The 22257-nt window shown below is 62.5% G+C and carries 19 protein-coding genes; 10 read left to right on the top strand and 9 right to left on the bottom strand.

The window, feature by feature from the left end:
- Positions 1–61 precede the first annotated feature (61 nt).
- Both NKH38_RS19680 and NKH38_RS19675 read right to left on the bottom strand, forming a co-directional pair.
- Entirely contained in the window at positions 62–850 is a 789-nt protein-coding gene (locus NKH38_RS19680; RefSeq protein ID WP_352762191.1) for a 3-hydroxybutyrate dehydrogenase, read from the bottom strand.
- Positions 851–1182: 332 nt separating this feature from the next.
- Positions 1183–1719, bottom strand: coding sequence for a TetR/AcrR family transcriptional regulator (locus tag NKH38_RS19675; RefSeq protein WP_023693712.1), 537 nt, complete (start codon positions 1717–1719; stop codon positions 1183–1185).
- Positions 1720–1868: 149 nt separating this feature from the next.
- Here NKH38_RS19675 and NKH38_RS19670 point away from each other — a divergent pair, with 149 nt between their 5' ends.
- Both NKH38_RS19670 and NKH38_RS19665 read left to right on the top strand, forming a co-directional pair.
- A complete protein-coding gene (locus tag NKH38_RS19670) occupies positions 1869–3173 on the top strand; it encodes an efflux RND transporter periplasmic adaptor subunit (RefSeq protein WP_023670058.1) in 1305 nt (434 codons plus the stop codon).
- Positions 3170–6253 carry an efflux RND transporter permease subunit gene (locus tag NKH38_RS19665; protein ID WP_023696405.1) on the top strand — a complete coding sequence of 1028 codons (3084 nt, stop codon included), beginning with the start codon at positions 3170–3172 and terminating at the stop codon, positions 6251–6253. Before NKH38_RS19670 ends, NKH38_RS19665 begins: the two co-directional genes overlap by 4 nt.
- A 165-nt stretch (positions 6254–6418) precedes the next feature.
- On the opposite strand, the gene NKH38_RS19660 is transcribed toward NKH38_RS19665, so the two are convergent.
- Entirely contained in the window at positions 6419–6880 is a 462-nt protein-coding gene (locus tag NKH38_RS19660) for a L,D-transpeptidase (RefSeq protein ID WP_352762190.1), read from the bottom strand.
- A 330-nt stretch (positions 6881–7210) separates the two neighbouring features.
- Here NKH38_RS19660 and NKH38_RS19655 point away from each other — a divergent pair, with 330 nt between their 5' ends.
- Together NKH38_RS19655 and NKH38_RS19650 are read left to right on the top strand one after the other, a co-directional pair.
- Positions 7211–7543 (top strand): hypothetical protein, encoded by a 333-nt coding sequence (locus NKH38_RS19655; RefSeq protein ID WP_023670061.1) that lies wholly within the window; start codon positions 7211–7213, stop codon positions 7541–7543.
- Positions 7544–7577: 34 nt separating this feature from the next.
- The gene (locus tag NKH38_RS19650; RefSeq protein ID WP_023670062.1) at positions 7578–7748 is read left to right on the top strand and encodes a hypothetical protein; all 171 of its coding nucleotides are present in this window, start codon (positions 7578–7580) and stop codon (positions 7746–7748) included.
- Between the two features lie 71 nt (positions 7749–7819).
- On the opposite strand, the gene NKH38_RS19645 is transcribed toward NKH38_RS19650, so the two are convergent.
- Complete coding sequence (locus NKH38_RS19645) at positions 7820–8524, bottom strand: response regulator transcription factor (protein WP_023670063.1); 705 nt, start codon at positions 8522–8524, stop codon at positions 7820–7822.
- Between the two features lie 94 nt (positions 8525–8618).
- Here NKH38_RS19645 and NKH38_RS19640 point away from each other — a divergent pair, with 94 nt between their 5' ends.
- Positions 8619–9347 carry a response regulator transcription factor gene (locus tag NKH38_RS19640; protein WP_023701369.1) on the top strand — a complete coding sequence of 243 codons (729 nt, stop codon included), beginning with the start codon at positions 8619–8621 and terminating at the stop codon, positions 9345–9347.
- Positions 9348–9572: 225 nt separating this feature from the next.
- The gene (locus tag NKH38_RS19635) at positions 9573–11663 is read left to right on the top strand and encodes a PAS domain S-box protein (protein WP_352511850.1); all 2091 of its coding nucleotides are present in this window, start codon (positions 9573–9575) and stop codon (positions 11661–11663) included.
- Between the two features lie 234 nt (positions 11664–11897).
- Here the strand turns inward: NKH38_RS19635 and NKH38_RS19630 are convergent, their stop codons facing one another.
- Entirely contained in the window at positions 11898–12278 is a 381-nt protein-coding gene (locus NKH38_RS19630) for a hypothetical protein (RefSeq protein ID WP_352762189.1), read from the bottom strand.
- A gap of 504 nt (positions 12279–12782) precedes the next feature.
- On the opposite strand from NKH38_RS19630, the gene NKH38_RS19625 reads away from it, so the two are divergent.
- On the top strand, positions 12783–13985 hold the full coding sequence (locus NKH38_RS19625; protein ID WP_352762188.1) for an aromatic ring-hydroxylating oxygenase subunit alpha: 1203 nt from the start codon (positions 12783–12785) through the stop codon (positions 13983–13985).
- Between the two features lie 15 nt (positions 13986–14000).
- On the opposite strand, the gene NKH38_RS19620 is transcribed toward NKH38_RS19625, so the two are convergent.
- Complete coding sequence (locus NKH38_RS19620) at positions 14001–15413, bottom strand: aminotransferase (RefSeq protein WP_023670068.1); 1413 nt, start codon at positions 15411–15413, stop codon at positions 14001–14003.
- 292 nt (positions 15414–15705) lie between these two features.
- Here NKH38_RS19620 and NKH38_RS19615 point away from each other — a divergent pair, with 292 nt between their 5' ends.
- From NKH38_RS19615 to NKH38_RS19605, 3 genes are all read left to right on the top strand, one after another.
- Complete coding sequence (locus NKH38_RS19615; protein ID WP_352762187.1) at positions 15706–16623, top strand: ABC transporter permease; 918 nt, start codon at positions 15706–15708, stop codon at positions 16621–16623.
- Positions 16620–17444, top strand: coding sequence for an ABC transporter permease (locus NKH38_RS19610; RefSeq protein WP_023690125.1), 825 nt, complete (start codon positions 16620–16622; stop codon positions 17442–17444). The genes NKH38_RS19615 and NKH38_RS19610 overlap by 4 nt, the downstream gene beginning before the upstream one ends.
- 91 nt (positions 17445–17535) lie before the next feature.
- Positions 17536–18609 carry an ABC transporter ATP-binding protein gene (locus NKH38_RS19605; protein ID WP_023748366.1) on the top strand — a complete coding sequence of 358 codons (1074 nt, stop codon included), beginning with the start codon at positions 17536–17538 and terminating at the stop codon, positions 18607–18609.
- A gap of 46 nt (positions 18610–18655) precedes the next feature.
- On the opposite strand, the gene NKH38_RS19600 is transcribed toward NKH38_RS19605, so the two are convergent.
- From NKH38_RS19600 to NKH38_RS19590, 3 genes are all read right to left on the bottom strand, one after another.
- Positions 18656–19945, bottom strand: coding sequence for a flavin monoamine oxidase family protein (locus NKH38_RS19600; RefSeq protein WP_352762186.1), 1290 nt, complete (start codon positions 19943–19945; stop codon positions 18656–18658).
- The gene (locus NKH38_RS19595; protein WP_023730782.1) at positions 19942–21018 is read right to left on the bottom strand and encodes an extracellular solute-binding protein; all 1077 of its coding nucleotides are present in this window, start codon (positions 21016–21018) and stop codon (positions 19942–19944) included. The genes NKH38_RS19600 and NKH38_RS19595 overlap by 4 nt, the downstream gene beginning before the upstream one ends.
- Positions 21019–21134: 116 nt before the next feature.
- Positions 21135–22217 carry an ABC transporter substrate-binding protein gene (locus tag NKH38_RS19590; protein ID WP_023748364.1) on the bottom strand — a complete coding sequence of 361 codons (1083 nt, stop codon included), beginning with the start codon at positions 22215–22217 and terminating at the stop codon, positions 21135–21137.
- Between the last annotated feature and the right edge of the window lie 40 nt (positions 22218–22257).

Raw genomic sequence — 22257 nt, 5'->3', positions numbered from 1 at the left:
CCACAATGCTGGATTGATCCTTCGCCTTTGTCAAGGAAAGAGCGGCGCCGGGGGACCGCGCCTACTGCGCCGTCCAGCCGCCATCCATCGGCAAGGTGGTGCCGGTGATCTGTCTGGCTGCGTCAGAGCACAGGAACAGAGTCAGCGCGGCGAGCTCCTCGACGGTGACGAATTGCTTCGTCGGCTGCGCTGCCAGCAGCACGTCGTGCTTGACCTGTTCCTCGGTCATGCCGCGCGCCTTCATCGTGTCGGGGATCTGTTTTTCGACCAGTGGCGTCCAGACATAGCCGGGCGCGATGGCGTTGACGGTGATGCCGTCCTGCGCGACTTCCAGCGCTACCGTCTTGGTCAGACCCGCTATGCCGTGCTTGGCCGAGACGTAAGCCGACTTGAACGGCGAGGCGACCAGTGCATGCGCCGACGCGGTGTTGATGATGCGGCCCCATTTGCGCGCCTTCATGCCGGGCACCACGGCCTTGATCGCGTAAAAGGCGGCAAGCAGATTGATGCGGATGATGGCTTCCCACTTGTCGTCGGGAAACTCCTCGATTGGCGCGACATGCTGTATCCCGGCATTGTTGACCAGAATGTCGAGGCTGCCCAAGGCCTGCTCGGCTTCGCGCACCATGGCGGTCACCGCTGCGCCGTCCATCATGCTGGCGCCGGAGTAGCGGCACTGGACGCCGAAATCCTTCTCGATGCCGGCGCGCTCCTGTTCGATCGCCGCGGCTTCGCCAAGGCCGTTGATCGTGACGTTGGCGCCCTCGGCGGCGAGGGCGCGGGCAATGGCCAGACCAATGCCGCTGGTCGATCCGGTGACGAGCGCATTCTTCGAAGACAGGGAACCCATGGAGATCTCGCGACTGTTGGGAGGACTACAAAGGCACATAGTTTGTGCGCCGCAACATGACAATGCCATAACCATATGTCGGCGCCATCACAGCCCTAAAACGCGCTTTGCCGGCCTCGCCGAGCGCCGTTTCAAGGCTGACACGGCAGTGTTATGGCGCGGCGCAACATAGTCGGCCGCGCATTCGCGCAGTCATTCCTGAACCATCAATCCAACGAATCAGGGGGCTGTAGCTTGAAATCGCCGATGTCGTGATGCGTACCTATGCCATGCCGCTCACCAACCGTCCTTTCCGCCCGGCCCGTATCGCTTCTTCGATCCGACGCCCTGAGCTATCCCGCAATCTCCAGCAGGGCCGATACCAGCAAGCGGCGTTCGTCGGCGGAAAGCACGTCGGAATCGAAGAGGTTCATGCTGCGCAGCCCTTCGATGGCCAGAAAGCAGACCAGCAGCGTCTTCAGGTCCGGCGTCTCGCTCTTCAGCCGCTGCAGCAGCTGCGACTTGAAGGCTTTTATCGGCGTCAGGAAATCCGGATCCTCGGCGATCGCCGAGAATATCCACGAAGCCGTCGGCTTCGGCTCCTCGCAATCATCCGCCGAGAGCCGGATATAGGTGGCGAGCAGGCTCTCGCCGCTGGCTCCGGCGACACGGCCCGATTCCAGCGCCAGCTCGAACGCGCGCAGGTAATTCTCCACCAGGCCCTGCATCAGTTTGGCCTTGGTCGGAAAGTTATATAACAGGCCGCCTTTCGACACGCCGGCGCGGCTGGCGACGGCGTCAAGCGACAGGCTGCCGGGACCGGTCTCGCGTGCGACATCGGCGGCGGCGGCGAGTATCTTGTCGCGCGAATTTGCCCTTTGGGTCTTCATCGATCCCTTCCCCCGCACCAGCCTAGGCGGAATTGACAAGACCGTCCAGACGGTACAGTAAGTTCGCCGTCATTTGTAATCGGGACCTGGCGTCGATAAGTGTCCCGCTATTCGGCTATTTTGCCGGACATCGGCCGAGGGGACAGTTCGTGAAGCGCTTCATCTCTATCACCGCAATTCTGCTTCTGCTCGCTCTGGTGTGCGTCGGCGTTGTCGGCTTCAACCTGTTCCGCGACAACGCTATCAAACAGTATTTCGCCACCATGAAGCCGCCGGCGACGACCGTATCGACGGTTGTCGTCAAGCCTTCCGACTGGACGCCGGGGGTCGAGGCGATCGGCACGGTACGCGCCGTGCGCGGTGTCGACCTTACCGTCGAGACCAGCGGCATCGTCAAGGACATCCTTTTCCATGCCAACCAGAAGGTGCCGGTCGATTCGGTCCTGCTGCAGCTCGACGATGCCGTCGAACGCGCGGATCTGGTCGCGGCCAAGGCGCAGTCCGTGTCCGACAAGACGGCGCTCGAACGCGCGCTGGAGCTGCAGCGGCGCGGCGTCGGAACGGATGCCACGCTCGACACCGCTCAAGCCGCTGCATCGGCCTCCGCCGCGCAGGTCAACAAGCTGCAGGCCGTGCTCGATCAGAAGCAGCTGACGGCGCCGTTCGCCGGCACCGTGGGCATCCCCAAGATCGACCTCGGCCAATATCTCTCGCCCGGCAACGCAGTGGTGACCTTGCAGGATCTGGACACCATGCGGGTCGATTTCTCGGTACCCGAACAGCAGCTGCCGCTGCTCAAGATAGGCCAGGCGGTGCGGCTCGGCCTCGGCGGCACCGGCGGCGGCGCCGACATGCCGTTTGCCGGCTCCATTCGCGGCATCGATCCCAAGATCGACGCTTCAAGCCGCCTGGTGTCCGTCCGCGGCGAGGTCGCCAACCCTGACGGCAAGCTGACGCCCGGCCAGTTCGTCCAGGTTCGCGTCGAGCTGCCGCAGGAGAAAAACATTCTGTCCTTGCCGCAGACGGCATTGACGTCGAGCCTCTATGGCGACTTCGTCTTCGTCGTCGTTCCGGCGAAGCCGGCGGAAGGCGCCCCAGCCGCGAAACCCGAGGAAAAGCCTGCTGCAGGGGCCGACGCAGCAAAGCCGGCGGCAGATGCAAAGCCGGCAGACGCGAAACCGGCTGCCGAAGACGCCGCGGCGAAGCCCGCGGACAAGCCGGCTGTCGACCCCGCGAAGCCCGCGGCAGAACCGGAAAAGCCGGCGCTCGTGCTGTCGCAGGTGTTCGTGAAGCCCGGCCGCCGCAACGACGGCATGGTCGAGATCATCGAGGGCATCAAGGCCGGTGACGAGGTCGTCACCGCCGGTCAGAACCGTCTCTTCAACGGCATGTCCGTCGCTGTCGACAACACCATTGACCCCAGCAAGTCGGCTAACCAGCAGGCTCAGCAATGAACTTTTCCGACATCTTCATTCGCCGGCCGGTCCTCTCCACCGTCCTCGCCTGCATGATCCTTCTCCTGGGTTTCCAGGGCATCTTCAACCTGTCGATCCGGCAGTATCCCAAGGTTGACGAGACGGCGATCACCATCACCACCGCCTATCCCGGCGCCAGCGCCGACCTGATCCAGGGCTTCATCTCCGCCCCGATCGCGCGGGCCGTCGCCTCGACCGAGAACATCGACTACGTCACCTCGTCCAGCCGGCCGTCTTCGAGCACCGTGGTCGTCCAGATGAAGCTCGGCTCCAATCCGGATGTCGCGCTCACTGAGGTCCTGTCGAAAGTGCAGGGCGTACGCGGCACCTTGCCGGATGCATCCAAGGACCCGGTCATCGTCAAGGGCACCGGCCAAGAGTTCGCGATGATGTACATCTCGATGCAGAATCCGAACATGAGCAAGGAGCAGCTCACCGAATATATCGAGCGGGTGGTGCGGCCGCGCATGTCGACGGTCGAAGGTGTCGCCGACGTGCAGATCTTCGGCGCCGAGGAATATTCGATGCGGGTCTGGATCGACCCGGTCAAGCTTGCTGCGCGTGGCGTCACCGCCGCCGAAGTGCTGGCGGCGATCAACAACTCCAACTTCCTGTCGGCGCCCGGCAACACCGAGAACGAATATGTCGTCTCCTCGATCACGGTTCGCTCGACGCTGCAGACGCCTGAGGCCTTTGCCGAGCTTCCGCTGCGCTCGACGGACGGCCAGGTGGTGCGCTTGCGCGACGTGGCGCGAGTCGAGCTTGCCGCCGAGAGCACCGACACGAGGGTGAGCTTCAATGGCAAGCCCGGCACCTTCCTCGCCATCTTCCCGACGCCGGCCGCCAACCCCCTGACAACGGCGGAGGCGATCCACAAGATCGTGCCTTTGATTCAAGAGACGCTACCGAAAGGCATGACCATCGAAATCGTCTACGATTCCACCGAACAGATCAGCGCCTCGATCGATGAAGTGTTCAAGACCATCGCCGAAGCCGTCGCCATCGTCGTCGTGGTCATCCTGTTGTTCCTCGGCTCATTCCGCTCGGTGATGATGCCGATCGTGACCATCCCGCTGTCGCTGGTCGGCGTCTGCTTTCTTTTGTTTGCGGTCGGCTATTCGATCAACCTTCTGTCGCTGCTGGCCATGGTGCTGGCCATCGGCCTTGTCGTCGACGACGCTATCGTGGTGGTGGAGAACATCCATCGCCACATGGAGGAGGACCACATGTCGCCGATGCAGGCGGCCTTCAACGGCATGCGCGAGATTTTCTCCGCCATCGTGGCCATGACCATCACGCTCGCCGCCGTGTTCGCGCCGCTGGCCTTCACCGGCGGCCTGACCGGCGCGCTGTTCCGCGAGTTCGCGGTGACGCTCGCCGGTTCGGTGGTGCTGTCCGGCCTCATAGCCGTCACCATCACGCCGATGATGGCGGCGCGTCTGCTCAAGGCGGGATCGCACAGTCGCTTCCAGCGCGTCGTCGACGGAACCTTCAGCCGTGTCGAGCATGTCTATGAGCGGGCGGTCACCGCCTCCTTGAGAAATCGACCGGTGACGCTGCTGATGGTCGTGGCGCTGGTTGCGCTCACCGGCTTCATGTTCACCAAGACCTCGAGCGAACTGGCGCCGGAAGAGGACCAGGGCTTCCTGTTGTCGATCGTGACGGCACCGCGTTACGCGACCTCGGACTACACCGAGACCTACGTCAACCAGATCCTCGGCCTGGTGAAGGACATTCCCGAAACCAGGGCGCAATTCTCCGCCGTTGCCTTTGGCGGCGCCACCAACGGCGCCTTTGTCGGCTTCGCCTTCAAGGATTGGGCCGAGCGCCAGCGCAACTCAAAGGAGCTTCAAGCCGATATCCAGGGACGCCTCGGCAAGGTGGCCGGCGTCGAGGCCTTCGTCTTCGCGCCGCCGACGCTGCCGGGCTCCGGCGGCGGCCTGCCGATCTCCATGGTGGTGCGCTCGACCGGTGGTTCCGCCGAGGTCTACGAGGCGGCCGAGCAGATTAAGAACAAGGCGCAGGCCTCCGGCCGCTTCATCGTCGTGCAAAACTCGATGTCCTTTGACGCTCCGCAGGTGACGGTGACCATCGACCGCGACCGCGCGGCGGCTCTCAACCTGCCGATCGCCGACATCGGCCAGACGCTGACGCTGCTGGTCGGCGGCGCCGAAGTGGCTCAGTTCGACCGCGACTCCAACAGCTACGACATCATCCCGCAGGTGCCGAAGGAATTCCGCGACAATCCCGAGAAGCTCGGCGAATATTTCGTGCGTAGCGTGACCGGCGAAATGGTGCCGCTTTCAGCGGTGGTGAAGATTTCGACCAACGCCGCGCCGGCCGCGATCGAGCAGTTCAACCAGCTGAACTCGGCGACGATATCAGCGCTGCCGCTTCCCGGCGTCACCACGGGCGACGGGCTGCAGACCCTGGAGAACCTTGCCAAGGAGAGCCTGCCCGATACCTTCTTCATCGATTATTCCGGCCAGTCCCGGCAGGAGAAGGAGCAGGGCAACACGATCCTTATCGCGTTCGCAGCCGCCGTAATCGTCATCTATCTGGTGCTGGCGGCGCAGTTCGAAAGCTTCCGCGACCCGCTGATCATCATGATGGCGGTGCCACTGTCGATCTTTGGCGCCATCGTGCCGCTCAATCTGGGGCTTGGAACGCTCAATATCTACACGCAGGTCGGCCTGATCACACTGATAGGTCTGATCACCAAGCACGGCATTCTTCTGGTCGAGTTCGCCAACCAGCAGCGCGAGCTGCATGGCATGAGGCGGCGCGATGCGATCGTCGCCTCGGCCAAGGTGCGCTTGCGGCCGATCCTGATGACGACAGCGGCGATGGCGCTCGGCGTCGTGCCGCTGATCGTGTCCAGTGGTGCTGGTGCGGCGGCGCGCTATTCGATGGGCCTCGTGATCTTCACCGGCATCCTGGTCGGAACCATGTTCACCCTGTTCGTGGTGCCGATGTTCTACACCTTCATCGCCAGTAAGGACCTGCCGCACCACGCCGAAAAGCCAGACCCGAAGCTGATGCCGGTGCACGCGGACTGAGCTGCGAACGGCGTCAGCGAACAAACGAAAAGAGGCCGGAAAATCCCGGCCTCTTTTTTTGACTGGATTGATTTACCGCGAAGCCCGATGGAGCTCCAAGGCGGGAACTTGCGGTGCGGCATGACCTGTCCGGCTGCGCTGCACCATCGCTCCAAACGCAGTCTGCTACTTGACGATGACGATGCTGGTGTTGGTCGGGCCGAAGGTTTCGACCAACTGGTAGAAGTCGGCGGCATTGTAGGGATGCAGCCGCACGCAGCCATGCGACGCCGGCCGTCCCAGCCGCTTGATGGCGTTGGTCGCATGCACGGCGTAGCCGCCGCTGAAGAAGACCGAATGCGGCATCGGCGCGTTGTCGTATTTCTTCGAATGCCACATCTCGTACATGCGGGTCGGCTTGAACGAGCCGGTCGGCGTGACATGCGCACTGTCGCCGGTCGAGACCTTCCAGGCGAAAGTCGGCCGGCCATCGACCAGCACTTCCATGGTCTGCTGCGACAGCGAAACACGCGCGACGATCTGGTTTGCCGCGGCATGGGCGGTGCTGTTGGCGGCGCCAAGCAGAAGCGCGGCGCCGGCGGCTGCGGCGGTGACGTTGATGAGTTTGGCGGAAATGGCTTTGTACATGATGGCTCCTCTTTGCCGGTCCTGCCGGCGTCAATTCGGTGGCCGCCTTATCCCTGCGCCATGTTTCAGACTGACTTCGCTGAGGCTCGTTTGTGTTTCGAATCTGTTTCCTCTGGTTAACAAGCAAGGTGGACAAGGAGCGTGCTCCCGTCTTCGCTGCGCACTCCCGATCACGCACCGCCCCCCAAACGAAAGTGCTGATGTCCTTATATGAAAGAAGATTGGCATCGCTCGAAACCGACTTGCAACAAAGCGCGGCCTGGGCGGCATGATCTGGTTACAGGCTCACGGCAAAGTCATCCCAACGAGAACAGCCGGCGCCAACGAAAAATGAGCATCAAATCGACAACCCTGTCCTGGCTCTTCAGGATAAGCATCGCCGCATTTGTCGTCGGCGGCATCGGCACAGTAGCCGGCACCCCGATGACGAAACTGGCGGTGATGAATTCGGGTGAGATTTCGACGCTGCATGCCGCGCTGTTCATAGCCTTGGTCTGGATTGTCTCCAGTCTGCGCATCAACCGTCTCAGGGCCCTCTGGCGGGTCGGCCTCGGGTTGAAGTGGATGCGCGGCCCCTCCGGCAACTTGCTGCCGAGAGGACCGAAGGCCCGCGTCGCAACGGGGGGCTCCGTGGGCGACGCGGGCACTTCGGGTTTATCCTGAAGCACCCGCGGTTCTGAATTTTTGGGGACAACCGATGAAGACGAAATCTGCAGCCTCCGTGCTTTCGGTACTGCTCTATGCACAAGGCCTGCTCGGCTTTGCCGGTCTCGCCACGGTTCTTCTGAAGGACCGCGCGCATGCCGCCAGCGAAATCGTAGTCGCCAGCGAATTGCCGTCGGGACCATCGCTTCTGGTGGTGCGCTGACGCCTATGCATGGCGCCCGAGATTGCGCAGCTTTTTTGGGCGAGCCGAGGAACAATCCAGCCTCCCGACCCTCAGTCGGCGCGCTGCGTCGGCGGGTCGAACCGGTAGCCTGCGCCGCGTATAGTTGTGATGGTTTCGGTGTCGAGCTTGCGGCGCAGCCGCACGATGCGCGAATCGATCGAGCGGTCGAAGGCATCGGCATTTTCGGCGGGCGCCGCCGCAATGATGTCGTCGCGCGTCAGCACCTTGCGCGGGCTGGCCAGAAACAGCCTGAGCAGCGCCACCTGGCCCGGGGACAGCTGTTCTTCCGTACCCGAACGGTGCATGACGATGGCCGACCGCAAATCAACGGTGGCATTTTCCAGCACGATCAGTTCCTGGGCGGACCTGCCGCGCCGCGTCAGCAGGCCGCCGATGCGCGCGGCAAGCTCCCTGACATTGAGCGGACTTTCGACGACATCTGCGGCGCCAAGCTCGAGCGCCAGCACCTTGTCGACCAGATCGGCCGGCCGGCAGATCAGGATGAAATCCGGCCCCGCCTTCCCGTCCGCGCTCTGGCCGCCGCCATAACGCCTGAGCAGGTCCCGCCCCTCCGCCTGGCTGAGGCTGTCGCCGACGATGACGATATCGATGCCTCCGGCCGAAAGCAGGGATTCAGCTTCCCAGGGCTGCCGCGCCTCGCGCACGTCATGGCCGCGTCGGTCGAGATGATCGGCAAGATCGCCGGCCACCACATCGGCGACGGAAACCAGCGCGATGACGGATCGTGCAGCCATGTTTTTCTTCCCGTTCCCCCGCAACCGGATATGAGTGCTGGACATCATGTTTATACCCAATCTACTTTCCGCTGAAAGCGGGAGCGAGGCCATAGTGCGGGCACGGATTGTCATCGTCGAGGACGAGCCCGATCTCCGGGACGCGGTCGCCGAGTATCTCGGCGCCAACGGCTACGATGTGACCCAGGCCGGAAGCGCGGCTGAGGCGCGCGCCTTGCTGGAGACGGAACCGTTTCATTTGGCCATTCTCGACATCGCCATGCCGGGCGAGGACGGACTGTCGCTCGGCCGCTGGCTGCGCTCGAAAATACCGGTCGGCATCATCTATGCCACGGCTGCCGGCACCGCACTCGACCGCATTGTCGGGCTGGAGCTTGGCGCCGACGACTACATCGTCAAGCCCTACGAGTTGCGTGAGGTGCTGGCTCGTGTGCGCAGCGTGCTGCGCCGCGTTCCGCAGCCGAGCCCGCCCCAGGCGGCGAAGACACAAGCCGATGGCGGCCGCCGCCTGACCTTCGGCCCGTTCCAGGCCGACCTCGACGGCAGGCTTGTCACCGGCGCCAACGGCGCCGTCATCGACATGGCCAAGAGCGAGTTCGATGTGCTGGAGGTTTTCCTGACCCGCGCCAACCGGCTGTTGACGCGATCGGCGATCTCCGAGGCGATTGGTTTTGTTGAGGATCCTGAATCGTCGCGCGCCGTCGACATTCGCATCATGCGGCTGCGCAAGAAGATCGAAACCGATCCGGCCAATCCGAAATTTTTGCGCACAGTGCGCGGCGAAGGCTATATCTTCTCGCTGCCGACCGGTGACGGGCACTAGAGCAATTACAGGAAAAGTGTACGCGGTTTTTCCGCCCGGAATTGCGTAAAAACAAAGAGATAGAGCGCTTCTCGGTTTCCGTGAAACGGTGAAACGCTCTAGCAATTCCAGGAACAGTACGTAGCGATTTTCCGTTCGGGATTGCATTGAAACATGGAGCGTTTCACCTTTTTCGTGAAATGCTCCATAGCTGCCTAATCCGACGGCCCTTTACTGATGGCTGACATGACCGCTGAACCAGCACCACGCATGGACCCGCAAGGCGCTCGCCAGAGCGCCGCGATGACGGCTGTGCGAGTCGTCCGCCGGTTGCGCGATGCCGGCGACTGGCAGCGCGAGATGGAAACCATCCTCGAAACGCTCTGCAGCGCCATGAATTGCCAGCGCGGCATCCTGTTCAGGCTGCGCGAATTGCCCGGCCAGGGCTTCGCCCAATCGGTCGCCGCCTACTGGATCGATCCTCGCTTCGGCGGCGAACTGGCTTCGCCGACGGTGATCATGCAGTCGATCGTCGATACCGATCCGCTGCTGGAGCGGATTGGAGAGGACGAGCGGCAAGGCAAAATCTTCGCCGGCCATACGCGCGATCTCGACGGGTTCCTCAGGGCCGATTTCGAAAAGCAGCACATCAAGTCGTTCCTGTCGGTATCGGTGTTCGCGCACGGTCATCTGTGGGGCACGTTCGCGGTCAATGACTGCCTAAACGAGCGCGAATGGACCGAAGAGGAAGAGGCGACGATGCACATCATCGCGCTCGCCATCGGCGACGCCATCGAGCACTCGCCGTCCGACGCCCATGCCAGCGAAGTCATCCGCCGCACCATGCTGCAGGCGTCGCTCGACGCCATCATCGTCATCGACGAGACCGGCTCGATCATCGAATTCAATCCGGCCGCCGAAAAGATGTTCGGCTATCAGCGCAGCGACATCCTCGGCAAGGACCTGCTCGATACCGTGGTGCCGGAATATTACCGCAAGGGCTATGTCTCGGGCGCCGAATACATGTCTGGCCGCGGCGCGCCGATGGTTGGCCAGCGGCTTGAGACCGTGACACAGAATGCGGCCGGCGAGGTGTTTCCCATCGAATTGACGGCGACCGAGATGCGGGTGGCCGACCGTCAGCTCATCTTCGGTTCGATCCGCGATCTGCGCGATAAGCTGCGCGCCGAAGAAGAGATCAACCGCCAGCGCGAAAAACTGCACCAGAACGAGAAGATGGCGGCGATGGGTTCGCTGCTGGCCGGTGTTTCGCACGAGCTCAACAATCCGCTCGCCGTGGTCGTTGCTCAGTCGACGCTGCTGCATGAATTCGCCACCGACCCGCAGACCAAGGTTCGCGCCGAGAAAGTGCGCGCCGCTGCCGAGCGCTGCGGCCGCATCGTCAAAAGCTTCCTGTCGATGGTGCGCCTGCATCCGGCGGCGCAGGCCGAGACCGATCTCAACCAGGTGATCCGCGCGGCACTCGAAGTGACCGCCTATGGCGCACGCTCGAGCGGCATCATCATCGACACCGATTTCGCGCCCGGCCCGCTGCTGGCGATGGCCGATGCCGACCACGTCACGCAGGTGGCCGCCAATTTCCTGATCAACAGCCAACACGCTCTGGCCGGTATCGGCGGCGACCGCCTGATCAAGGTGCGGACATTCCGCAGCGATCGCGGCAACCCCGGGTTTTCGGTCGAGGACAACGGACCGGGCATTCCCGAGGCGATCCGCAGCCGCATCTTCGAATCCTATTTCACCACCAAGCCGGTCGGCGTCGGCACCGGCATCGGCCTGTCGATCTCGAAATCGATCGTCGAGCGCCACAACGGCAATATCTGGTTCGAGGAGGTGCTGCCGCGCGGCGCGCGCTTCGTCGTCCAGCTGCCGGTAATCACCGGCGGCGCGGCAGCAGCCGGCGACAGCCCGGCTCGTTCCAGCGGCTTGCGCTATGCGCTGATCATCGACGACGAACCCGACGTCGCCGGCTCCCTCTCCGACATCCTGGAACTGATGGGTATCAAGTCGCGGGTTGTGCCGGCCTGGACGTCGGCGGCGGCGACCTTGACCGGCCACATGCCGCCAGACATCGTCTTTTCCGACTTGCGCATGCCCGGCACCAGCGGCATTGCCATCTACCGCGAATTGCTCGCCGACAACCTGGCGCTGGCCAAACGCTTCGTGCTGGTCACCGGCGACCTGATCGGCGCCAAGGCCGAGATCGAAGCCTTGCCGGCGCCGCAGCGCCCGCAAATCCTGGAAAAGCCGTTCTCGACGCTGGACGTCCGCGGCGTACTCTCGGCAATAGCCGACCAGGTCGCCGCCGCCGGCTAAGTTTTCGAAGCACCCACGTAGGGTCTATCGAGATTCGGGTCAGGCCGAGTCGAGAATGGTGGTTCCCGAGAACCGGAGCGGAGCGTACTTGAAGTACGCGAGCACCGGAAGCGCAGGGAACCTCCATGCGCAGGCCGGCCTCACCCGAATCTCGATAGACCCTAAAAAAGAGGCTCCCGACCGAGGGAAGCGGCGGGAGCCAAGAACGAGCGCGGGAGGAAGCGCTCGGGAGGTTCAGAAAACGTTGGGTGTCGTGGTCAGCGGCGCTGCGTTGGCGATCATGCGGACGGCACGCGCCTTGTGCACGCCGGACTGGGCGGCGATGACGCGCAGGCACTCCGCGCTCTCGGCGCCCCAGGCCTGGCCCTGGCAGGCTAAATCGATTTCCGGCTCCGGCAGCCGGGCGGTCTTGATGGTGGTCAGCGCGCCCTGGACGACATTGGCCGGCGGGTTGAGCGAAGCGAAGGCCGGACCGGAAGCCGGTGTCAGGAACATGACGGCCAGAGCGCAGGCGCCCAGCATGGAGAACATCGCAACCGGATGGTCGCTGGCGCGCTGACGCAGTGCCGGTTTGGCGCGCCGTTCGTTGCTGGTGATCTCGATTTTCGTATGCATTGCTGCTCCCCTTCGTTTTCTTATGAAACGAACCTAAGCGCGCCTGGTAACGGGCGAATGATGCGCTTGGCTTGCCCGCGTAACAGGTTTGAAACAAGAAATTCGGGCATATCCGGACAGATCCGGTCATGTGCCGACGGCAAGATGCATTTGCGAAGCTGTTTCATGCGCGCAATCAAATGTTGACGACAGGCGGGCCGCGAACGCACCAAGCCCGCTTCCTGTCGGCCGCACTATGAACAAGCTCACACTGCGGATCGAATTTGCGGACGCCAGGTATTTTTCGTCTCGGAGCGAGCCGTGTTTGCAAGCTCGGCACGGCCAAATCCGCATGCCGGACAGCTATTTCACGACCCCGGTTAACGCCCGGATATTCCGGGATTTTCTGGCTTTCAGCCGGCCCTGTTGTGCCGACTTGAAAAGTTGAGATTTCTACAAGCCATTGCATTTCAACGCAAAATATGGTTTTATTGAATGAGTATTCAATAAAAGAAGAGCTTTTTTATGAACCCGCATCTCCGTGACGTGGCGATCCCCAATGATTGGGACCGGCGGGGTCTGCCGGGCTGGAGTTATCACTCCGACGCGCTTCTCGAACTTGAGAAGGAATACGTCTTCCGCAACCATTGGCAGATCGCCGGCCATGTCTGCGACGTGCCGAATGCCGGCGACTATCTGACTATGGACGTGGTCGGCGAGCGGGCGCTCATCGTGCGCGGCAAGGACGGCGTCTTGCGCGCCTTCAACAACATGTGCCGGCATCGCGGCAGCCGCGTCGTCGCCGACGGCCAGGGCACCTGCAAGAACGCGCTAGTCTGCCCGTTCCATGGCTGGGTCTACAATCTCGACGGCACGCTGCGCGGCGCCGCCCGGCCGCGCTCCTTCCCCGAGCTCGACAAGACCGAATTCGGCCTGATGCCGCTCGACCTTGAGATATGGATGGGCTTCATCTTTGTCCGCTTTCGCAAGGGGGGCCCGCAGCCTTCGGTGGCCGAACTGTTGAAGCCGATCGAGGCCGAGATGGCCCACTACAATGCGGCCGAGATGGTGCCGTCCTGGGGCATTTGGACACAGAAAACGCCGGTCAACTGGAAGTCGGTGCGCGACGTCGACAATGAAGGCTACCACGTCGCCATGGCGCATCCGGCGCTGCAGGATCTCTACGGCTCGACCTATTTCGATGAGCCGTTCATCAACGGCGTGTCGCGCTCGTTTGCCACCTACAATCCGCATGCCGGCCGGCGCTGGAGCGTGCGCGAATACATCAAGCTCACGCCCGATGCCTCACACCTGCCGGAGCATCTGCGCAGGGCCTGGATCTATTACGGCATCTTCCCCAACAACGCGCTGTCGATCATGCCGGAATCGGTGCAGTTCTATCAGGAGTTCCCGCTGTCGACCGGCGAGACGCTGCTGCGCGGCGCCATCTACCGCTACCCCGACGAGACCCGGGAACAGGCGGTCGCCCGCTATCTCGCCTACCGCATCGACCGCGATACCATGAACGAGGACGTGCAGCTTTCCGTCTGGTCAAACGAGTCCATGATCTCGGAGGCCTTCGAGGGTTTTTATCTCTCCGACCTCGAATACGGTGTGCGCACCCACCACGACCATCTGCGCAAGCAGATCCCGGTGCTGGGCCTGGAGACGGCGCCGGAGGAGAAGGACATGTGGAACCTCAATGAGGCTATGCGCTCGCAGGTGTAGGGGCGGAACTGCCAGTCACCCCTGCCACACGCCCTCTTTGCGCAGATCGTCCATGGTCCGCGAAATGCCTTCGCGCAGGATCGCCACCATGTCGTCGATCTGCTCTCGCGTGATGATCAGCGGCGGCGACATCACGCACATGTTGATCAGCGGCCGGACCAGGAGGCCGAGTTCGTGGCAATGCGCGTCGATGCGCTTGCCGACATCCTTGTCGAGCTGCAGCGGATCCTTGCTTTCGCGGTCGGCTACGCACTCGACGCAGCCCATCAGGCCCATGCCGCGGACTTCGCCAACCAGCGGCAGTTCCTCCAGCGTCTTCAACTGCGCCTGGAAATAGGGCGCGACATCGCGCGTGTGGGCCAGCACGCTGTCTTCCAGGATATCGAGGTTCTTCAGCGCCACCGCGCAGCCGATGGGATGACTGGTATAGGTCAGGCCATGGCCGAACATCGCATCGGGATGGTTGGAACGGCGCATTTCCTGAAGCAGCCGCTCCGAGATGATGACGCCGCCAAGCGGGAAATAGCCTGATGTAACGCCCTTGGCGAAGGTGATCATGTCGGGGTCGATGCCGAAGCCATCGCCGGAGGCAAAGACATGGCCGAGCCGCCCGAAGCCGGTCACCACCTCATCGGAGATATAGAGGATATCGTTGTCCCTGCAGATTTCGCGAATGCGCTTGAGATAGCCATCCGGCGGCACGACGACGCCGCCGGATGCCTGCACCGGTTCGCCGACGAAAGCACCGATCTTCTCTGCGCCGACGCGGGCGACCGTATCGCGAAACTGATCGACCAGGAAATCGCAGAAGGCGGCGATGTCAATGCCTTTCGGCCGCCGGAACGGGTCTGGCGAGGACAGTTTGACGACCAGATCGTCGGCGCCGTCCATCCAGTCGCGGTCGCGCGGCCGGCCGTTGAGCGAGGCCGACAGATAGGTCGAGCCGTGATAGGCGCCGCCGCGGCTGAGGATCAGCTTCTTTTCCGGCCGCCCGCGCACATTGTTGTAAAACTGCATGAAGCGCAGTGCCGTCTCGACAGCCGACGATCCGCCGGTGGTGAAGAAGGTATGGCTGAGATCGCCCGGCGCATGATCGGCGAGGCGCTTGGCGAGCTCGGCCGACGGCGCATTCATCGTATACCAGGGCGTGTTGTAGGACAGCATCATCGCCTGGTCGTACATCACCCTGGCCAGCTCCTCGCGGCGGTGGCCGACATTGATGCACCACATGCCGGCCGGCCCGTCGATCAGTCGCTTGCCTGTTACATCGGTGATGTAGATGCCATCGCCCTCGCCAATCAGCGCACGCGCTTCATTGCCGACCGAGCCGGCATAAGGCCAGGGCTGGATGAGATGGCGCTTGGCCAGCTCGACCGCATCGCCACCGTCAGCCATTTCCATCGCTCTTAGGTCTCTTGCAGCCGCCATCATTGCCTCGCATCGTCTGAGCGTAATTTCACCGGACAGAAAGCGAAGCGCCAAGGGCAGGAAAGCCGGCATTCTTCACTTCATTTTGAATGTCCGTTCAATCAATATTACAGAAATAGCGCTTGATTTCAATGCACGGATGCGCTCATGATGAAAGAAAGCCGGCAAGCTTGGAGCGCAACCAGCAAAGCGCGCTCCGCAAAAATTGGGAACAGGCAGCCGGCCCGGTCAATGGGAGCATCATGGCGGAACAGTTCGAGCCAGCAACCGAGATCACGCCCGGGTCGCTGCAATGACGGTAGCTGCCGAAGGGGTGCCCACGCGACGCATGACGCGAGCAAGGCGAAACGCCCTTCTGCAGTCCGAATCCGTCCAGGGCCTTGCCCTGATCAGCCCGACCTTGGTCTACGCTTTGATCCTGCTGCTGATGCCGATCCTGGTGGTCTTCGCCCACTCCTTCTGGACGCAGAACTACCTCACCATCGACCATACATTCACGCTGGAGAATTATCGCATCGCGCTGACCGAGCCGATCTACCGCGATCTTCTGTGGCGCTCGCTCTACATTTCCCTGACGGTGAGCTTTTTCACCGTCATCCTCGCCTATCCGATCGCCTATTTCATCTCGTTCCATGGCGGTCGCCACAAGAGCCTGTGGCTGTTCCTGATTACCATCCCGTTCTGGACCAGCTATCTCCTGCGCGTGATGTCATGGAAAGTCATCCTCGGCTATAATGGCGTGCTGAATTCCGGCCTGATGGGCCTCGGCATCATCGACGAACCATCGACCGCGCTACTCTACAATTCCAGCGCCGTCATCATCACGCTCACACACGCCTGGGCGGCCTTCGCCATCCTGCCGATCTTCGTTTCGCTCGAGAAGGTCGACCGCACCTTGGTCGAGGCTGCCACCGATCTTGGCGACGGCCCGCTGCGCTCCTTCCTGCGCGTGACGCTGCCGCTGTCGGCGCCGGGCGTCATCTCGGCCGCTCTCATCGTCATGATTCCCACCGTCGGCGACTACGTCACCCCAAGGCTGGTCGGCGGCAAGGATGGCGTGATGATCGCCAATGCCATCGAGTCGCAGTTCCATAAGGCCTCCAACTGGCCACTCGGCGCGGCATTGTCCGTGACCACCATGCTGGTCGTGACGCTGATGGCGGGCGCCACCGTGCTCATCATCCGCGCGCTGCAGAGGCTGGCGCGATGACGGCGAGGCGGCGCCTTTTCCCCGGCGGCTGGCTGTCCGCCTACGCCCTCCTCTACGTCGTCTTTCTCTATCTGCCGGTGATCTTCCTGCCGATCTTCTCGATCAACACCGCGCCGACGCCAAAATTTCCTCTCACCGGCTATACGCTGAAATGGTACCAAGACCTGCCGAAGACGCCAGCGCTGCTTGACGCCGCCTGGAACAGCCTGATCGTCGGTATCTCGGCATCGGTGCTGTCGACGCTGCTCGGCATCCTCGCCGCCCGCTCGATCACCCGCTACCGCTATCCCGGCCGCCGCACAATCAATGGCCTGATCATGGCGCCGCTGGTGCTGCCGGAAATCATCCTCGCCATCTCCATGCTGCTGGTCATGCTGCAGTTAGGCCTGAGCCTGTCGCTGTTCACCGTCGTGCTCGGCCATGTCCTGATCTGCATTCCCTATTCGATGACGGTGCTGACCGCCGGTTTCGAGGGCTTCGACCGCAGCCTCGAAGAAGCCTCCGCCGATCTCGGCGAGAGTGCCTTCGGCACCTTCCGGCGGGTGACGCTGCCGATGGTAGCGCCGGCGATCATTTCCAGCCTCCTGGTCTGCTTCACCATCTCGCTCGACGAGTTCGTCATCGCTTTCTTCCTGACCGGCACCGAGACGACGCTGCCGATCTATATCTGGGGCCAGTTGCGCTTTGCCGCCAAGCTGCCGGGTGTGTTGGCGCTGGGCACGCTGCTGCTGGTTGCCTCTTTCGTTTTGATGACCGTTGCCGAGATCCTGCGCCGCCATGCGGCCAGACGCACCCAGAGCGAGGGAGGCCTCTATGCCTGAGCAGTCCCGGGCCGAACGGCCTCAGGATGAGCCATCCAAGCAAGATAAGTCCGAGCGGGCCCAATCTGATCGACCCCAAACCGACCGAGCAATGATCGAAATCCGCAGCGTTACCCGCAGCTATGGGGCGTTCAAGGCGCTCGACGACGCCTCGCTGACCATCAAGGAGGGCGAGTTCTTTTCGCTGCTCGGCCCTTCCGGCTGCGGCAAGACCACGCTGCTGCGCATGATTGCCGGTTTCGACAACCCGACCAGCGGCTCGATCTCGGTCGGCGGCCAGTCGATGGAAGGCATCCCGGCCAACCGCCGGCCGACCAACATGGTATTCCAGAGTTATGCCATCTTCCCGCATCTCAATGTGGAGCAGAATGTCGCCTATGGGCTGAAACGGCTCAGGCTGGGAGGAACGGAAGAAAAGCGCCGCGTCGAGGAAGGGCTGGCGCAGGTGTCGCTCACCGGCCTCGGCAAACGCCTCGCCACCGAGCTTTCCGGCGGCCAGCGCCAGCGCGTGGCGCTCGCCCGCGCCTTGGTGATGCGGCCCAAGGTGCTGCTGCTCGACGAGCCGCTGTCGGCTCTCGACAAGAAATTGCGCGAGCAGATGCAGGTCGAACTGCGCCGCCTGCAGCAGGCGGTCGGCATCACCTTCGTGCTGGTCACCCATGACCAGTATGAGGCGCTCGCTATGTCCGACCGCATCGCCGTAATGTTCGGCGGCAAGATCGCCCAGGTCGCCTCGCCCAAGGAAATCTACCAGCGGCCGGTCAACCGCCAGGTCGCCGATTTCCTCGGCGGCATGAATTTCGTAAAAGCGCAGATCATAGAGGAGAATGCCGCCTCGCTGGTCGTCGACACGCTGGGCTTCGGCCGGGTCAGGACCGACAAGCCGAAGGCCTTCGTGCGCAATGGCGGCGGCGCCATGCTGGGCATCAGGCCGGAGCGATTGCGCGTGCTGTGGGACAACGCGACGGCGAAATTCGAAGTGGCCGGCAAGGTGGTCGAACGCCACTATTTTGGCGAGATCACCCATCTCATCGTCGAGATACCCGGATTGGAAAAGCCACTGTCGGTCACCGAGACCAACGACTTCGGCGCCGACGATATCCCCGTCGGCACTTCGATCCGCCTCGGCTACGATCCGGAGGCCTTGGTGGCGATGGCGGACTGAGCATGATCCCGAAAAGTGGAAACCGGTTTTCGGAATAAGATCATGCTCAACTAAGAATTTTAAGTTCCGTCGCGATCTGTTTGGCTGCGATCCGCCCCATCACGATGGCGCCTTCGACATAACCCGGGAATGACGGCGACAGTTCCGACGATGCGAAATGAACAGGATCTGCGCCGGCACGGATCGTGCGCTCGGCATCCCTTGCCGTCACATCGACAATAAGGTCGCTGTAGGCGCCGCCGCTCCAGCGGTCATCGATCCAGTCGCGCTGGCTGAAATCGATAATATCGGCCGCCTCCGGGCCAAGGGCATCAACGAGCCTTGCCGTGACCTCCGCACGCAGCGCCGCGTCCGCGAGCGGACGCCAACGCAACGCCAGTGGTCCGCCGACGAAGACGACCAGCGCGGCATGTTGCGCATCCTTGCTGGCGTCACAGGCGAACAGGCCCGGCAGGTCGCGCCACATCACCATGCCGCACAGGTCGCGCTCGCGCCAGAACGGCGTGGGATAGCGCACCAGGATCTTGATCACCGCACCGCTTTCCCAGACGCCGAGCGCCTTTGCGAGAGCCGGCGGCAGAGCGGGCGCGAAATCCAGCTTCGCGGCCGTCGCCGGCGGCAGCGCGACCAGCACTTTTCGCGCTTCGATGGAGTTGCTCGCCGAGACGGCACGAACCCGTTGCGGCCCGTGCTCGATGCGCGTAACCGGTTCGTTCAGCCAAACCCTGTCGCCGAGATCTCCCGCCATGTCGTCGGCCAGCGACTGCATGGTTTCGAGCAGCGAATACTGCAGCTCCGGCACCTCGTTGGTGATGCGGCGGTCATTGTCGATGAGGTACCACAGCGGCACCTTGTGCATCGCCAAGCACCACAGGCCTTCGATCATCGAGCGGAAAGCCGTCTTGGCGTCAGTGGGATCATGCTGGCGTTCGAGCCAGGCGGCAGCGCTCATGCCGGCGATCGAGGGATCGTCCGGCTCGATCGCATTCATCCGCTCGCGGATTGCCATCGCGCCATGATAGGTCCGTTCGGCCTCTTCGACCGACAGCGATGGATGGGTGATGAAATCGCCATTCACATAGGTTTCGACGAAGGCCTTGCCACGGGACGCGGCCAGCGCCGTCACCTCCGGCATGTCTTCGCAGAAAAACTGGCCGCCGCTGTCGATGCGCTCGCCAAGCCCGTTGCGAATAGCCTCGACCCTGCCGCCGACGCGGTCGCGTGCCTCGAGCAGCACGACATCGATGCCGGCCTTTCTCAGCTCAAGCGCAGCCGACAGGCCGGTGAAACCGGCGCCGACGATGACGACATCGGTTCTTTCAGTCCTGTCGCTCAATAGCCGGCCTTGATCTTCTCGAATTCCGTGACCATGCGCTGCTTGAGCTCAGGCGGCACCGGCTGCTGGAACAGCGTCTTGTCCAAGAACTTGTCGAGATTGTCGAAGCCACGGTCGCTCAGCACCTGATGGTCGATCGCGGCCATCCCGGCGCTGTTGCCGTGGCCGTAGCCGAAGGTCTTGACCAAGTAATCGGACACGGCATGCGCGTTGACCGCACTGAGGAAATCATAGGCCTGATCGAGCTTGCCCGGCGCGTCCTTCATCAGCACATAGCCGCACACCCAGGTGGATATGCCTTCCCTGGTGTCGCGGTTCATGGCGATCGGCATGCCTTGGCCCTTGAGCGTCACGAAGGTCTCATTCCAGCCCCAGACGAGGTCGACCTCATTGCCGGTAAAGGCCTGGTTGAGGTCGGTGTCGTCGGTCCAGTAAAAGCGGATGTTCTTGTGGACGTCACGCAGGAAGGCGGACGCCTCCTGGAACTGCGCGTCGGTCATCTTGGTCCAGTCCTTGAGGCCGATGACCAGGCTGGCCAGCGCATAGGCGTCATCGACATTGTCGCCGATGGTGACGCGGCCCTTGAATTTGGGATCGGCGAAAATCTTCAGCGACTGCGCTTCCTCCGCCGTGACCTTGTCGGTGCGGTAGAGCAGCGAAGTGTTGCCCCAGTCGAACGGCATGAACCAGGCCTTGCCGTCGGCGGTGACGGCGAGATCCTTCATCGCCATGATGCCGGGATTGAGATCCTTCCAGCCGGCGATCCGGGAGGTGTCGAGCGGTTGCAGAATGCCGGCCGCGCGCCACTTGGTCACGCTTTGCGAGCAGGGGTGGGCGATGTCGGCCTTGAAGCCGGCGCGCATCTTCTGGAACGCTTCCTCCTCGTCGCCGAAGAAAGCAAAGGTCGGCTCGGCGCCGTATTTGGCGGTGTAGTCGGGGTGCAGCAACGGATCTTCATAGCCTGACCAGTCGAACACGACGAGGTCGCCGCCGCCTTCGGCATAAGCAATCACGGCGCCGGCGCCGACTGTAAGAGCAGCGGCAAGGGCGAGGCGGCGAAGCATGGAATTCATGGCGCGAAACTCCTCATCGCGAAAAGCGGCCGGGCGACGTTACGGAATTTCAGCGGCCTTGGCGAGACCGTCTGCCCGGCGCACTGACAGGCAGACGGAGGAGGCCGGACAGAGCTTTAGTAGCCTGCCTTGATCTTCTCGAATTCGGCGATCATCTTGAGCTTGAGCGACGACGGCACGGGCGATTGGAACAGGGTCTTGTCGACGAATTTCTGCACGTCGTCATAGCCCTTTTCTTTCAGGATCGCCGGGTCGACGCCGGCCATGCCCTTGGCGTTGGCCTGGCCATAACCCCAGTCCTTGACCAGCACCTTGGCGGTCTCGGGATCGTTGATCGCGTTGAGGTAGTCATAGGCCTTGTCGACATTGCCGGGTGCGTCCTTGAACAGCACGTAGCCGCAGACCCAGGTCGAGATGCCTTCGTCCGTATCCTTCTTGGACTTGATCGGCACACCGGCAGCGACGGATTGTACCGTGGCATCGTTCCATGCCCAGGCGAGATCGACCTCGCCGCCGCTCAGCAACTGCACGACGTCGGTGGTATCGGTCCAGTAGGAGCGGACATTTTTGTGCACCTGACGCAGGAAGTCGGAAGCCTGCTTGAACTGGTTGTCCGTCATCTTGGTCCAGTCCTTAAGCCCGATGGCAAGGCTGGCCAGCGCATAGGCGTCGTCGACATTGTCGCCGATTGAGACCCGCCCCTTGAACTTGGGATCGGCGAAGGCCTTCAGCGACTGCACATCCTTCGCGTCGATCTTGTCGGAGTTGTAGGTGAGCTGGGTGTTGCCCCAGTCCCACGGCATGAACCAGGCCTTGCCGTCCGAAGTGGTGGCCAGATCCTTCATCGCCATGATGCCGGGATTGAGATCCTTCCAGCCGGTGATCTTCGAGGTGTCGAGCGGCTGCAGCAGCCCCGCCTCACGCCACTTTGTCACGCTCTGCGAGCAGGGATGGCCAAGATCGGCCTTGAAACCGGAGCGCACTTTCTCGAAGGCTTCGTCCTCGTCGCCGAAGAAGGCGAAGGTCGGCGAGTCGCCGTTCTTCTCGACATATTTGGGGTGGAAGCTCGGGTCCTCATAGCCGGACCAGTCGAACACGATCAGGTCCTTGTCGGCGGCGACCGCAATCGCCGCGGCCGAACCAGCCAGCGTCGCCGTCAGCGCCAATGTCAGTGTCAGGCGTCGGGTTATTCTTTTCATGCTGTTCCATCCTCTTTGTCATTGCATTGCCGACTCGACT

The organism is Mesorhizobium sp. M1078, assembly GCF_040318615.1.
Taxonomy (GTDB): domain Bacteria; phylum Pseudomonadota; class Alphaproteobacteria; order Rhizobiales; family Rhizobiaceae; genus Mesorhizobium.
Note: the sequence above shows the minus strand (reverse complement) of the source record. Positions and strands in the feature narration are given on the sequence as shown.